This window comes from Paracoccus sp. UBA889, from assembly GCA_002294185.1.
Lineage (GTDB): Bacteria > Pseudomonadota > Alphaproteobacteria > Rhodobacterales > Rhodobacteraceae > Paracoccus.
Genome location: DBFD01000071.1, coordinates 1 through 13,453, shown reverse-complemented (window position 1 = coordinate 13,453; position 13,453 = coordinate 1). Strand labels below are relative to the sequence as shown.

Here is a 13,453-nt window from a genome sequence, read left to right as displayed (position 1 = left end):
TCCACCAGATGCCGGGACTGAACACCTAAGGCAGGCGCGCAATCCGTTCCGTGATCAGCGCGAACAGCGCGTCGCGGTCCAGATGCCGGATGAACAGCGCGTTGGCGGGCCGGTCGCTGACCCGCCACCAATCCGCCACCGTCATGCCGGTGGTGAATTCGCCCTGCGTCTCGATCTCGACATTGATTTCGCGTCCCTCGAACAGATCCGGCCGCAGAAGCCACGCGATGGTGCAGGGATCGTGCAGCGGTGCGCCCTCGCTGCCGTATTTGTCGCGGTCGAAACGCTCGAAGAAATCGGTCCAGCTTGCCACGGCGGGACCACAGCGGCCCGGCATCCCGCGCATGGTCTCGATCCAGCCGCGCGAGGTCAATGCCTCATGCGTGGCGTCCAGGGGCAGGATGACCAGCGGCGCGCCCGCCGCAAAGACCGCGCGCGCGGCCTCGGGATCGACATAGATGTTGAATTCGGCGGCCGGGGTGATGTTGCCCACCTCGAAATAGGCGCCGCCCATGATCACGATCCGCCTGATTCGTGCGGCGATATCGGGCGCGCGCTCCAGCGCGCGGGCGATATTGGTCAGCGGCCCGATGGGAACCAGCGTGACACTGCCCGCGGGTTCCCGGCGCAGCGTCTCGACGATGAAATCGACGGCGTGACGGTCCCGGGCGGCCGTCGCTGGCACCGGCAGTTCGATGCCGTCCAGCCCGGTCTTGCCATGGACATGTTCCGCGGTGACCAGCCTGCGCCTCAACGGCGCCTCGCATCCGGCAAAGACCGGAAGGTCGGCGCGACCGGCAAGTTCCAGGATTTTCAGGGCGTTCAGCGTGGTCAGCGGCAGCGGGACATTGCCCGCGACGGTGGTGATGCCCAGCACCTCCAGTTCCGGCGAGGCCAGGGCCAGAAGGATCGCCACGGCATCATCCTGCCCCGGATCGGTGTCGATGATGATCTTCTCGGCCATGTTCGCTCGCACTCATCCGCGTCTTTTCTGATGCGGAGTTGCGGATCGTGCAACCCGAAAGAATTGCCGGCCGCGGCTTGCCTTGCGTCCCGCCAGCGCGGGATTGCGGCCATGGAACGGTCCGTGGCCGCAACCTTCGGGCTGATCAGCCGTCGAAGTTCACCTCTTCGATCAGGTCCAGCGCCTTCGGCCGCAGATCGGAGATTTCGCTCAGCGAAAGGCTGTCGGGGGTGAACTGGCCCCAGCTCTTGACCAGGTCGGACCGCTCGACATCATCCGAGACGGGAAATTCGTAGTTGGTTTCGGCATAGATCTTCTGCGCCTCGTCGCTGACCAGAAACTCGACCAGTTTCAGCGCAGCTTCCTTGTTCGGCGCGGCCTTGGTCATCGCGACCCCCGAGACATTCACATGGGTGCCGCCATTCTCGAAGGTCGGGAACACGATGCGCACGGAATCGGCCCATTGCTTCTGTTCGGGATCCTTCAGCATCTGGCCCATGTAGTAGGTGTTGCCCAGACTGATGTCGCATTCGCCCGCCCAGATCGACTTGACCTGGCCGCGATCGTTGCCCTCGGGCCTCTTGGCCAGGTTGGCCTTGACCCCTTCCAGCCATTGCCGGGTCGCCTCTTCGCCGTGATGAGCCAGATAGGCGGCGGTCAGCGCGACATTGTAGTCGTCCGCGAAGGGGCGGGTGCAGATCCGGCCCTTCCATTTCGGATCGGCCAGATCCTCGTAGGTCGTGACCTCGCCATCGGCGACGCGATCCTTGCTGGCATAGATGATTCGCGCGCGGGTTGTCAGGCCGAACCACTGGCGATCCTTGTCGCGCAGGTTCTCGGGGATGATGTCCAGCGCCGGGTCCTCGATCGGCTGGGTGACGCCGGCCGCCTCGACCTCGCCCAGACGGGCCGCGTCCACGGTCATGATCAGATCGGCGGGGCTGCGATCGCCCTCGGCCTGAAGGCGCTCGACCATGCCCTTGTCCACGAAGGCAGTGTTGACGGTGATGCCGGTGGCCTCGGTGAAAGCATCGGTCAGCGGTTTCAGCAGTTCCGGCTGGCGGTGCGAATAGAGGTTCACCTCCTGGGCCAGGGCGGGCAGGGCGGTCGCGCCCAGAAGGGATGCCATGACAAGCAGTCGCATTGTTGATTCCTTTCATCGGGTATTGCTGTTCCCGCTTCTGGCAATCTGCGGTCGGCGGGTCAATACCCGACTTAATTAATCGGAAAGCCGGACGGCCGGATTACGGATTTTCAATCTGCGCCGGATGAAGCCGCAATCGCAGCAGTCGATGCGTGTCCTGTGCGACGACAGAGATCGTCGTATCATCATTCAACTGGGACAATGACCATGGAACGTTCTTCACATCACCTGGCCAGCAAGGTCGCGCAGGTCACTGCGATGTTCTGGCTGCTGAAGATCATCGCCACGACGCTGGGCGAAACCTTCGGGGACTTCATTTCGCAGACGCTGAACTTGGGTTATGTCGTCGGGTTGTCGATCACCGGGCTGCTGCTGGTCCTGGTCCTGACCGCGCAGATTCGCGGCGACCGGTTTCATCCGGCGCTGTTCTGGGCCGGAATTGCGGCGACAACGACCGCCGGAACCGAGATTTCGGACCTGATGGATCGGACACTTGGGCTGGGATACACGCTTGGCGCCATGATTCTGGCCATCGGCCTCGTGGTGACGCTGTCGATCTGGTATGTACGCAAACAGGATCTGTCGATCTATCCGATCGTGGACAAGGAAAAGGAACTGCTGTTCTGGATCGCGGTGATCTTTTCGAACAGCCTTGGCACGGCCTTCGGGGATTTCCTGGTCGATGTGGTCGGTCTCAGCTATTCGCAGGGCGCTCTGGTCACCATGGGGGTTATCGGGATGGTCCTGGTGCTGCACTACATGCGGGCCGCAAGCGAGGTGCTGCTGTTCTGGATCGCGTTCATCTTCACCCGGCCCTTCGGCGCGACTTTCGGCGATTTCCTGACCAAGCCGCTGGCCAAGGGCGGCCTGGAACTGGGCACCTACAACGCGGCCGCGGTGTCATTGCTGCTGATGGCGTCGCTGATCTATGTCTCGATGCGTCGGCAGCGTGGGGCAGCCAGGATCAAGGGCAACTAGATCCCGGCCCCGTTCAAGCCAGGATTCGCGCCGCCCCCGCAGGCATCAAGCCGGCGGGGGTTTCGCATGGCCGGCTTGCCAGTGCGCCTTGCGCAGGGTAACCGGCGCGCATGGCCCGCGCACCAATTCTGCAACTGACCGACATCTCGCTGACCCATGGCGGCGACCCTGTTCTTGACGGCATCAGCCTGACCCTTCAGCCCGGCGACCGAACGGCGCTTGTGGGCCGCAACGGGTCGGGCAAATCGACGCTGATGAAGGTGATGGCCGGGCAGGTCGAACCGGACCGCGGCGAGGTCGTGCTGGGCGCCGGAAGCCATGTCGGATACATGGAGCAGGATCCGGATCTGTCGAAGTTCTCCACGCTGGGCGAATTCGCCCGTGCCGAGCTGGACGAGGGGCAGGGCTATCTGGTCGAGATGGCGGCCGAGGGGCTGAAATTCGACCCGGACCGGTCCGTCGCCACCGCTTCCGGCGGGGAATGCCGCCGCGCGGCGCTGGCGCGGCTTCTGGCGCAGGCGCCCGATCTGATGCTGCTGGACGAACCGACCAACCACCTTGACATCGAGGCGATCGGCTGGCTGGAGGATCAATTGTCCCAGACCCGCGCCGCCTATGTGCTGATCAGCCACGACCGCGCTTTCCTGCGGCGCCTGACGCGGGCGACCTTGTGGATCGACCGGGGCGAGATGCGCCGTCAGGAACGCGGCTTCGCGCATTTCGAGGATTGGCGCGAAAGCGTCTGGTCGGCCGAGGACGACGCGCGCCACAAGCTGGACCGCAAGATCAGGGCGGAAGCCCGCTGGGCGGTGGAAGGCATCAGCGCCCGGCGCAAGCGCAATCAGGGCCGCGTCCGCGCCCTGGCGGCGCTGCGGGCCGAACGCGCCGCCCGGATCCGTCGGCAGGGCACGGCGGCCATGGCGCTGGAACCGGGCGCGCAATCGGGCAAAAAGGTGATCGAGGCCCGGGGCATTGCCAAGGCATATGACGATCGCGTGATCCTGAAGCCGTTCGATCTGCTGGTCAATCGCGGCGATCGCATTGCCTTTGTCGGGCCCAACGGCGTGGGAAAGACCACGCTGATCAAGATGCTGACCAAAGAGATCGCGCCCGATCAGGGTGCCGTGACCCTGGGCACCAATCTGGATCTGGCGGTCTTCGACCAGGCCCGCGCGGCGCTGAATCCCGATCAAAGCCTGTGGGAATCGCTGACCTCGGATCCCGAACTGGGCGCCTCGGGCGGTGCCGATCAGGTGATGGTGCGCGGCCAGCCTCGCCACGTGGTGGGCTATCTCAAGGATTTCCTGTTCGACGAGGCGCAGGCCCGCGCGCCGGTGCGCAGCCTGTCGGGCGGCGAGAAGGCGCGGCTTTTGCTGGCGCGGCTGATGGCGCGGCCCTCGAACCTGCTGGTCCTTGACGAGCCGACCAACGATCTGGATGTCGAGACGCTGGATTTGCTGCAGGACCTGCTGGGAGACTACGACGGAACCGTTCTGCTGGTCAGCCACGACCGCGATTTCATCGATCGTGTGGCGGACACGACCGTCGCGATGGAAGGCGACGGCCGTGCCACCGTCTATGCCGGCGGATGGACCGATTATCGCGCCCAGCGGGCGGAAATGGCGGTGACGCAGCCTGCCGCAGGGAAGGCCCAAGCAAAGCCGCAGCCCGCACCCAGGACCGGTGGCCCGGTCAGGTCGGGGCTCAGCTTTACCGAAAAGCACCGACTTGACGAGTTGCCCGGGATCATCGCGCGGCTCGAGGCCGAGATCGCCCGATTGTCCGAGTTTCTCGCCCAGCCCGACCTTTACCAGACGGCGCCCGCCAAGGCGCAGAAGGCGACAATGGCGCTGACCGAACGGCAGGTGGCCCTGAATGCGGCCGAGGAGGAATGGCTGGAGCTCGAGGAACGGGCGGCGGGCTGAGCCTTTACGCGCGCTGCAAATCGGGCGCCGCCGACACCCGCCCGCGACGCCCGGCCGCCGTGCTTTGATGACAGCGCGGGGCAGCGCCTCTTGTGTCCTAGGCGCCCTGTTCGGCGTGATGTTTCAGCCAGCGATGCGCGAAACCGATCTTTTCGCGGATCGTCGGCGTCAGCACGAAGGGATAGAGGTCGCTGTTGTCCAGCGCCCGGTTGATGTCGTTGACCGCGATGGCGATTCTGGCGGCGATATCCAGCATCTGCTGGGTCTGATCGTCGTCATAGGGCGCATAGCCGGCGGGGATGCCCGGCATCGACAAACCGGCATTGATGAAGCTGTCGCTGAAATCGACCATGTGCTGAAGATGCGCCGCCGTCTCGGCCCAGTCCTCGTGCGGATGGGCGGTGGCATAGCCGGTGATGTAGTCTTCGCCGGGTTCCCGGGGGGCGGCATAGTGGTCTTGCAGGGCGGCGGCATAATCGGCACGCTCGTCGCCGAACAGCGCGCGGAACTCGTCCAGGAAACCCTCGGCAACGGTCAGCCTGTCGAACAGGAAATGCGCGATCTCGTGGCGGAAATGACCGACCATCGAACGATATTGCTCGCCCATCTGATGCTGGCGCTGAACCCGGATCCGTTCGTCGGCCTCGGTGATGTTGATCGTGATCTCGCCATTGTCATGTCCCATCATGATCTGCTGGGCGCGCCCGATTCCGGTGTCTTCCGACAGCATCCGGAATGCGGGCCGGCTGCCCTGATCGGCATCGGTGAACCAGTCCCAGTTGGACAGGTTCGCCAGAACCCATCGCTTCGCGCGCTCGGCCCGGGCAAGCAATGCCTGATTGTCGCCCACGTTCAGCGCCGGAAGGATTTCGGACATCGCGCAAGAGCGGCACAGCATGTTGTCGGGCATCGCCGCCCAGTTGCAGTTGATCGCCTCGCGGTTGGCGCAGGGCGTGGCTGCGTTCCACATGTCGCGCGCTTCGGGTTCGTAATAGAGCGGCTGTCCGCAAGAACAGAACAGGTTGTCGAAATAGACGCGGTTGTGACATGCGGGGCAGGTGAAGGTCTGCATCTGGGCTTCCTCGGGATGGCAGCAGGGAATGCGCCGGGGCGGGCCGCGGTTCCGAGTGGGCGAGCGAATTTTCAGGCGGGCGCGGCGGGTCGGGCAGTTGACTTGGCCACGCGAATCCGCCATATGCACGCGACCGGCCGGGCGGACGCCCTTGGCCGGTGTGTTGTTTTCAAGGACATCCCGATGGGCGGGATGCGCTGTCCGAGGCGGGGAAATCCCGGAAACGCCGGCATGAGGCCGGGGCCACAGGGCGCGGATGACGAAGGAAAGATGCGATGTTCGCAGTTCTGAAGACGGGCGGCAAGCAATACAAGGTGCAGGCGGGCGACGTCCTGCGCGTGGAAAAGCTGAATGCCTCTGCTGGCGAGACGGTCCAGTTCAACGATATTCTCATGGTCGGATCGGCTCTGGGCGCGCCGCTGGTCGAAGGCGCCTGCGTGCAGGCTGAGGTGATCGACCAGATCAAGGCCGACAAGGTGCTGACCTATGTCAAGCGCCGCCGCAAGCACAGCTCGCAGCGGACGCGCGGCCACCGCCAGCAACTGACGCTGGTGCGCGTGACCGATGTGCTGGACAAGGGCGCCGACAAGACCGGCGTGAAGACCGCCGTGGGCGCCCGCAGCAAGGACGAGGCGCCGGCCGGGAAACCTGAGGCCAAGGCCAAGAAACCGGCCAAAGACGCCGCTGAAGCGTAAGGAGACAGACCATGGCACACAAGAAAGCAGGCGGTTCCTCGCGCAACGGTCGCGATTCCGCGGGCCGCCGTCTCGGCGTCAAGCTGTATGGCGGTCAGGAAGCGACCGCCGGCAATATCCTCGTGCGTCAGCGCGGCACCAAATGGTGGCCGGGCGACAATGTCGGCATGGGCAAGGATCATACCCTGTTCGCGCTGACCGATGGCCAGGTGACCTTCCGGAAGGGTCTGAAGGGCCGCACGTTCATTTCGGTGATTCCAGCCAGCCTCGAGGCCGCCGAGTAACCCAAGCTTAACATTTCGATGTTAGAGGGGGATCGGCGAAAGCCGGTCCCCCGACCTGTTTTCATGCTCTGTCTTTCCGGGAGGGGGAAATGGTGATGTCTGCTCCGATGCGGGAAGGTAACAGGTTGGAAGACCTGAAGCCGGCCGGCGTCGTAATGAACCAGCCCGTCATCGAGACCGAACGTTTCGTGCTGCGGCCCCTGCGTCCGTCCGATGCCGGCATGATCGCGCATTACACATCCGATCGCCGGGTGGCGCAGGGCACGCGGGCCATCCCCCATCCGCTGCCCCCCGGCGCGGCCGAGGATTTCGTGGCCCGCGCCCTGTCGCCGTCGCGGACCGAGGATGTCTGGGCGATCGACGGCTCGGTGCACCGGCTTGCGGAATTGCTGGGCGTCGTCTCGCTGACCCGGATGGAGGGCGACCAGTCCGAGCTTGGCTTCTGGATCGGTGCCGGCTTCTGGAACACGGGCTTTGCCACCGAGGCGGTCGAGGCGCTGGTGGCGGCCAACCCGCACAAGGCGCGGACCCTGTTCGCCGAGGCGTTTCAGGACAATCCGGGCTCGGCGCGGGTGCTGACCAATTGCGGGTTCGTCTATCTGGGCGATGCGGAAAGCTGGTCGGTCGCGCGCGGTGCGCGGGTTGCCACCTGGACCTACCTGCGCAGGATGGGCTGAAACGGGCGGGGCTTTTTCCGGCCCCGCAGTCAGACCCCGCGCTATCGGCCGCTTGGCCCGTTGCAATCCTGCGCGCAATCCCTAACTGCCCGGGATGAGCAATCTTCCCTATTCCCTTCTCGATCTGGCTCCGGTTCCCGAGGGTTCCGAGGCTTCCGAGGCCATCGCCAACAGTCTTGATCTTGCCCGCCATGCCGAAACCTGGGGCTATCACCGCTATTGGCTGGCCGAACATCACAACATGCCGGGCATCGCCAGTTCCGCGACCGCGGTGCTGATCGGACTGGTAGCCCAGGCCACCCGTCGGATGCGTGTCGGGGCTGGCGGCATCATGCTGCCGAACCATGCGCCACTGACCGTGGCCGAGGCATTCGGAACGCTGGCCACCGTCTTCACGAACCGAATCGATCTGGGGCTGGGCCGCGCGCCGGGTGGCGACGGCGCCGTGATCCGGGCACTGCGCCGCGATCCGATGGCCGACAGTTTTCCGCAGGATGTGATGGAACTGCTGGATTATCTGGGTCCGCGGCGCGATGGCGCGGCCGTGCGCGCGCTGCCGGGCGAGGGGACCGAGGTTCCGGTCTGGATCCTCGGCAGCAGCCTGTTCGGGGCGCAACTGGCCGCGCATCTGGGCCTGCCCTATGCCTTTGCCAGCCATTTCGCGCCCGGCGACATGGAACAGGCGCTGGCGGTCTATCGCGACCGTTTCCGGCCCTCTCCCTGGGGAAAACAGCCGAAGGCCATGATCGCAATCAATGTCTTTGCGGCCGACGATGCCGACGAGGCGAACTACCTGCGCACCACGATGCAACTGGCCTTCGCCCGGCTGCGCACCGGCCAGCCGGGCAAGCTGCCGCGCCCGACACGTGATCTGGACGCGGCGATCGGATCGCAGATGCGGGGGATGGTGGATCAGGCGCTGAGGATCAGCGCCGTGGGCGACGCGGACCAGGTGCGCGACCAGCTGGGCGCGCTGATCGCGGCGCACAAGCCCGACGAGGTGATCCTGACCGGCCAGATCCACGATCATGCGGCGCGGCTGCGCAGTTTCGAGATCGCGTCCGAGGTGATGCAGTCCCTGTGATGCGCGCGGAGGGCCTGTAAGCCGGATTCTGTTCCCCGGTTTCCCGGATCGATGACCATTCCTCTGGCCCGGCCGTTGCCGGACGGGTCAAGCTGCCTACCCGGACCTGCTGGGGCAAGGCGGCCCTGCGAGTCGCAACCCGCGCGCGGTCCCTATTCGGCATTGCTCCCGGTGGGGCTTGCCATGCGGGTGCTGTTGCCAGCCCCCCGGTGGGCTCTTACCCCACCGTTTCACCCTTGCCGCTGCGAACAGCGGCGGTCTGTTCTCTGTGGCGCTGTCCCTGGGGTTTCCCCCGCCGGGCGTTACCCGGCACCGTCGCCTCATGGAGTCCGGACTTTCCTCGACGATCGAAACCGCCGCGGCCATCCGGCCCTCCGCGCCGGGCCGATATGGCCGGGAAGGGGCCGCGCGTCAATGGGTGCTTCGTCGGGATTGATCGGGACCACGGCGTCCCGCATCCGGCAGACGCTGTCATTGCGGGGCGTGGCGCCGCCCGCATCCGCGGTCGGTCAGCGAAGCATGAAACCGCATCGTGCCGCAATCGCGATCCGCCACAGTCTTTTCGCGATTCATCCAACGCCTGGGCGCGCTGTCGTCAGGGCGGCGGCGATCATTCGGTCCTCGGCGCTTTCCGGGCCTTTTGCCCAGGGACGAAATCGCAGCCGGAACGCTGCCAATCGTGTTTCGGGCTCGGCCGGCGGATAGCCAAGCGCATCGAGACTGCCTGCCAGGGGCGCATCCGCGCCCGGGCCGTCGGGCCACAGGGCCAGCCCTTCGCGCGCCAGCCGTTGCCAGTCGAAACGCGGGCCGGGGTCGATCTTGCGGCCGGGGGCCATGTCCGAATGGCCGATCACGGCGGCTGGACCAAGACTCCAGCGCGCCATGATCCGGCCCAGAAGCAGAACCAGCGAATCCATCTGCGCGGCGGGAAAGGGGCGGTCGCCGGGATTGGCGATCTCGATCCCGATGCTGCGCGAATTGATGTCGTCGCGCCCGCACCACGCGCCCGCGCCGGCATGCCAGGCGCGGCGATCCTCGGCAACCAGCGCCTCGATGCGGCCGGCCTCGTCGATCAGCCAGTGGGCGCTGACGTCAGAAGCGGGATCGCAAAGCCGGTCGCGGGCCAGCGTCGCGTTCGCCATGCCTGTATAATGCAGCACGATCAGTTCGGGCCGATGGCCGCGCCGGTCGCCATGATTGGGACTGGAACAGCGCGCCAAATCCGCCAACACGGTCAGCGGTTACCGGGGCGCGGGGGCCGTGCGCACGATTTGCAGGCCGCCGCCGGCCTTCATCGTGGGGGGCACCGGCACCGGATTGCGGCCCGCGATCTGGGCGGGTGTCGGCGCTTGGAAAGGCCGCGCAACGGGGATCGTGGTTGCGCCCGCGCCATTCGAGACCAGGGCGACCTCGCGCGTCGCGCGATATTTGCCATAGGCGTTCGCGCCGAACTGATAGTTCGGGTTCACCCCCTGATTGACGCCACAGCCGGCCAGTGCCAGCACCGAAATCACCCACCAGCCGCGCATGACGCCTCCATCCGCATCCTCACCTGCCGCAAGCCTACCACCAGCGTTCCGGCTTGGCCACAAATCCTGCCGCCCGTTCCAGGACCAGCGCCTGATTCAGCAGATCACCCTCTTCGAAGGGTCGGCCGATCAGTTGCAGCCCCAGCGGCAGCCCCTTCCTGTCCAGCCCGAGAGGAACCGAAATCCCCGGCAGCCCGGCCAGGTTCAAAGTGACCGTGAAGACGTCGTTGAGATACATCGCGACCGGATCGGCATCGGCCATCTCGCCCAGGGCAAAGGCTGCACTGGGCGTCGTCGGGGCGAGAATCGCGTCGATCCCGTCGGCATGAACATTGTCGAAATCGCGCCTGATCAGCGCGCGGACCTTGCGGGCGCGGTTGTAGTAGGCGTCATAGAACCCCGCCGACAGGACATAGGTGCCGATCATGATGCGGCGCTGGACCTCGGGGCCGAAGCCCTCGGCGCGGGTCTTTTCATACATCTCGACGATGCCGCCGCCCTGGCCCGGCGCCGCGCGGCGGCCATAGCGCACCCCGTCATAGCGGGCCAGGTTCGACGATGCCTCGGCGGGGGCGATGACATAATAGGCGGGCAGGGCGTATTTCGTGTGCGGCAGGCTGATATCGACGATCTCGGCCCCCGCATCGCGCAGCATGTCCGCGCCCCTGTCCCACAGCGAAGCGATGTCCTCGGGTATTCCGTCCATGCGATATTCGCGGGGAATGCCGATCCTCTTGCCGCGGATGTCGCCCGTCAGCAGGCTTTCGTAATCGGGAACCGGCAGGTCGGCGCTGGTCGAATCCTTGTCATCGACCGAGGCCATCGCGCCCAGCATGATCGCGGCGTCGCGCACGCTGCGGGTGATCGGCCCGGCCTGGTCGAGGCTGGAAGCATAGGCGATCACGCCCCAGCGGCTGACCCGGCCATAGGTCGGACGCAATCCCACGGTGCCGGTGAAGGCCGCAGGCTGGCGGATCGAGCCGCCGGTATCGGTCGCCGTGCTGCCCAGGCACAGTCCCGCCGCCACCGCCGCCGCCGAACCGCCCGAGGAGCCGCCCGCCGTGCGTTTCGCGCCATCGGCTGCCCGCCACGGATTGACGGTCGCACCATAGACGCTGTGTTCGGTGGACGAACCCATCCCGAACTCGTCCATGTTCAACTTGCCCAGCATCACCGCGCCCGCATCCCACAGGTTCTGGGTCACGGTCGATTCGTATTCGGGGCGGAACCCCTCCAGGATCCGGCTGGCCGATTGCGAAGGCACGCCCCGCACGCAGAACAGATCCTTCACGCCGACGGGGATCCCGGTCATCGCCGTGGCCTCGCCCGCCCTGATGCGCCGGTCGGCAGCTTCGGCCATGTCGCGCGCCATGTCGGAGGTCCGGTGGACGAAGGCGTTCAGCGCGCCCGCGCCCTCGATCGCGGTCAGGCAGGCATCGGTCAACTCGACCGAGCTGGTCTCGCCCCGGGCCAGCGCGTCGCGGGCCTCGGCAATGGTCAATGTTGTCAGATCGCTCATTCCACCACCTTCGGAACCGCGAAAAAGCCCTCGCGTGCGTCGGGGGCATTGGAAAGAATCCTGTCGGCCATGCCGCCGGTGGTCACCACGTCCTCGCGCCGCTTCAGGCGCATCGGCGTTACGCCGGTCATCGGCTCGACCCCCTCGACATCGACTTCGCTCAGCTGTTCCATGAAGCGCAGGATTCCGTTCAGATCCCGCGCCAAAGCGGGCAGTGCCGCGTCATCGACCGCGATTCGCGCCAGATGGGCGACCTTGCGGGCCTCGTCCTCGGTGATCGACATTTGGGTTTCCTTTCGTTCCCGCGCGGTCTAGCGCGACCCATCCTTGCCTGCAAGAACCGGGCATCGCGCGGCACGGGCGACGAAGGCAGACCGGCGACGGAAGGGTGCGGATCCGGCGCGGCCCCGAACCGTGCAGGCCGTCCGGGAACATGCGGCCGGCGGGTCGGCGCGCGGCGGGAAAATTTGCCGTCGCGGCGGCGATTTTCCTCTTGCGCGCCCCCGGCGCTTTGCCTAAACACCGCCCCACGCCGTCGGCAAGGCCGGCAAAGGCGCAAAGGTGGCCCGTTCGTCTATCGGTTAGGACGCCAGGTTTTCAACCTGGAAAGAGGGGTTCGACTCCCCTACGGGCTGCCACTTCAGAACGTTAGGACCCTGTTTTGTCCCACCGTCTGCAACGGGGTTCAAAAGTGGGACACTTTTGTTCTAGGGTCAGGACTCATAGCCAGAACATGACGACGGCTGCGAGGGCGCAGGCTGAGAGGAACAGATCGGCGCATCTGTCGTAGCGGGTGGCAATCCTGCGCCAGTCCTTGAGGCGGGCGAAGGCGTTCTCGATCCGGTGACGTTCGCGGTAGAGGACGGCGTCATGCGGGATCGGCGCTTTACGGCATTTGCGGGACGGGATGCAGGGCTGGATGTCCCGTTCGATCAAGGCGTTGCGGAACCACTCGGCGTCGTAGCCGCGATCCGCCAGGAGGGTTTTTGCCGTCGGCAGCGACGCCAGCAATGCCCGCGCCCCGATGTAGTCGCTGGTCTGGCCGGCGCTCAGGAACATCCCGATCGGACGCCCCTTTCCGTCGGCCACGGTGTGCAACTTGGAGTTCAGCCCGCCCTTGCTGCGCCCAATGAAGCGACTGTGCCCCCCTTTTTGCCCCGCAGGCTGGCGGCCGTCCGGTGCGCCTTGAGGTGAGTGGCATCGATCATCAGCGTGTCCCGCTCCCGCCCCGCTGCGGCCAATTCGGTCAGGATGCAGGCGAACACACCCAACCGGCTCCAACGGACCCAACGATTGTAGAGCGTCTTCGGCGGACCATAGGCTGCGGGCGCATCCCTCCAGCGCAAACCATTGCGATTGATGAAGATAATCCCGCTCAGCACCCGACGGTCGTCAACTCTCGGCTTGCCGTGGGACAGTGGAAAGAACGGCCTGAGGCGCTCCATCTGCGCCTCAGTCAGCCAAAACAGATCGCTCATGCGGCACCTCCATGATGCCGACAGAGATTCAGAAGCAAGCTGAACACGCAAGAGGTTTAACGGGTCCTGACCCTAACTCTGTGCCGCGCGCATCTTCTGCGAAG

General features: G+C 65.7%; 13 protein-coding genes, 1 tRNA gene, 1 other RNA gene and 1 pseudogene. 7 read left to right on the top strand and 9 right to left on the bottom strand.

The genetic code is table 11. The features are described 5' to 3' along the window. Positions 1 to 25: 25 nt before the first annotated feature. A complete protein-coding gene (locus tag B4L36_RS14105) occupies positions 26 to 964 on the bottom strand; it encodes a nucleoside hydrolase (RefSeq protein ID WP_292958417.1) in 939 nt (312 codons plus the stop codon). A 145-nt stretch (positions 965 to 1,109) separates the two neighbouring features. Then, the gene (locus B4L36_RS14100) at positions 1,110 to 2,108 is read right to left on the bottom strand and encodes a Fe(3+) ABC transporter substrate-binding protein (protein ID WP_292958415.1); all 999 of its coding nucleotides are present in this window, start codon (positions 2,106 to 2,108) and stop codon (positions 1,110 to 1,112) included. 207 nt (positions 2,109 to 2,315) lie between these two features. Between B4L36_RS14100 and B4L36_RS14095 the strand changes: the two genes are divergently transcribed. Together B4L36_RS14095 and B4L36_RS14090 are read left to right on the top strand one after the other, a co-directional pair. Beyond that, positions 2,316 to 3,086, top strand: a complete 771-nt coding sequence (locus B4L36_RS14095) for a hypothetical protein (RefSeq protein WP_292958413.1) — start codon at positions 2,316 to 2,318, stop codon at positions 3,084 to 3,086. A gap of 110 nt (positions 3,087 to 3,196) precedes the next feature. Beyond that, positions 3,197 to 5,011: an ABC-F family ATP-binding cassette domain-containing protein gene (locus B4L36_RS14090; protein ID WP_292958411.1), complete on the top strand. Its 1,815-nt coding sequence runs from the start codon at positions 3,197 to 3,199 to the stop codon at positions 5,009 to 5,011. A 97-nt stretch (positions 5,012 to 5,108) separates the two neighbouring features. On the opposite strand, the gene B4L36_RS14085 is transcribed toward B4L36_RS14090, so the two are convergent. Further along, complete coding sequence (locus tag B4L36_RS14085) at positions 5,109 to 6,083, bottom strand: zinc-binding metallopeptidase family protein (protein ID WP_292958409.1); 975 nt, start codon at positions 6,081 to 6,083, stop codon at positions 5,109 to 5,111. Positions 6,084 to 6,358: 275 nt separating this feature from the next. Here B4L36_RS14085 and rplU point away from each other — a divergent pair. From rplU to B4L36_RS14065, 4 genes and pseudogenes are all read left to right on the top strand, one after another. Beyond that, positions 6,359 to 6,769: pseudogene (rplU, locus tag B4L36_RS14080) on the top strand (50S ribosomal protein L21); the annotation flags it as partial. Positions 6,770 to 6,789: 20 nt separating this feature from the next. Further along, the gene (gene rpmA / locus B4L36_RS14075) at positions 6,790 to 7,062 is read left to right on the top strand and encodes a 50S ribosomal protein L27 (RefSeq protein ID WP_292958405.1); all 273 of its coding nucleotides are present in this window, start codon (positions 6,790 to 6,792) and stop codon (positions 7,060 to 7,062) included. A 155-nt stretch (positions 7,063 to 7,217) separates the two neighbouring features. After that, complete coding sequence (locus B4L36_RS14070) at positions 7,218 to 7,739, top strand: GNAT family N-acetyltransferase (RefSeq protein WP_292958403.1); 522 nt, start codon at positions 7,218 to 7,220, stop codon at positions 7,737 to 7,739. 94 nt (positions 7,740 to 7,833) lie between these two features. Then, a complete protein-coding gene (locus tag B4L36_RS14065; RefSeq protein WP_292958401.1) occupies positions 7,834 to 8,823 on the top strand; it encodes an LLM class flavin-dependent oxidoreductase in 990 nt (329 codons plus the stop codon). Position 8,824: 1 nt separating this feature from the next. Here the strand turns inward: B4L36_RS14065 and rnpB are convergent. The 5 genes from rnpB to gatC form a co-directional block, all read right to left on the bottom strand. Continuing rightward, positions 8,825 to 9,201: RNase P RNA component class A (gene rnpB, locus B4L36_RS14060), an RNA gene on the bottom strand. A 191-nt stretch (positions 9,202 to 9,392) separates the two neighbouring features. After that, the gene (locus tag B4L36_RS14055) at positions 9,393 to 10,043 is read right to left on the bottom strand and encodes an N-acetylmuramoyl-L-alanine amidase (protein ID WP_414692189.1); all 651 of its coding nucleotides are present in this window, start codon (positions 10,041 to 10,043) and stop codon (positions 9,393 to 9,395) included. A gap of 21 nt (positions 10,044 to 10,064) precedes the next feature. Further along, positions 10,065 to 10,352 (bottom strand): hypothetical protein, encoded by a 288-nt coding sequence (locus tag B4L36_RS14050; protein ID WP_292958399.1) that lies wholly within the window; start codon positions 10,350 to 10,352, stop codon positions 10,065 to 10,067. Positions 10,353 to 10,386: 34 nt separating this feature from the next. Continuing rightward, complete coding sequence (gene gatA / locus B4L36_RS14045) at positions 10,387 to 11,871, bottom strand: Asp-tRNA(Asn)/Glu-tRNA(Gln) amidotransferase subunit GatA (RefSeq protein WP_292958397.1); 1,485 nt, start codon at positions 11,869 to 11,871, stop codon at positions 10,387 to 10,389. Continuing rightward, entirely contained in the window at positions 11,868 to 12,155 is a 288-nt protein-coding gene (gene gatC, locus B4L36_RS14040; RefSeq protein ID WP_292958395.1) for an Asp-tRNA(Asn)/Glu-tRNA(Gln) amidotransferase subunit GatC, read from the bottom strand. Before gatC ends, gatA begins: the two co-directional genes overlap by 4 nt. A 279-nt stretch (positions 12,156 to 12,434) precedes the next feature. Between gatC and B4L36_RS14035 the strand changes: the two genes are divergently transcribed. Continuing rightward, positions 12,435 to 12,509: transfer RNA gene (locus B4L36_RS14035), tRNA-Glu, on the top strand. A gap of 82 nt (positions 12,510 to 12,591) precedes the next feature. On the opposite strand, the gene B4L36_RS14030 is transcribed toward B4L36_RS14035, so the two are convergent. Further along, a protein-coding gene (locus B4L36_RS14030) for an IS5 family transposase (protein ID WP_292958393.1) occupies positions 12,592 to 13,349 on the bottom strand; the annotation gives its coding sequence in 2 pieces (ribosomal slippage) (positions 12,592 to 13,013 and positions 13,013 to 13,349; 759 coding nt in all). Between the last annotated feature and the right edge of the window lie 104 nt (positions 13,350 to 13,453).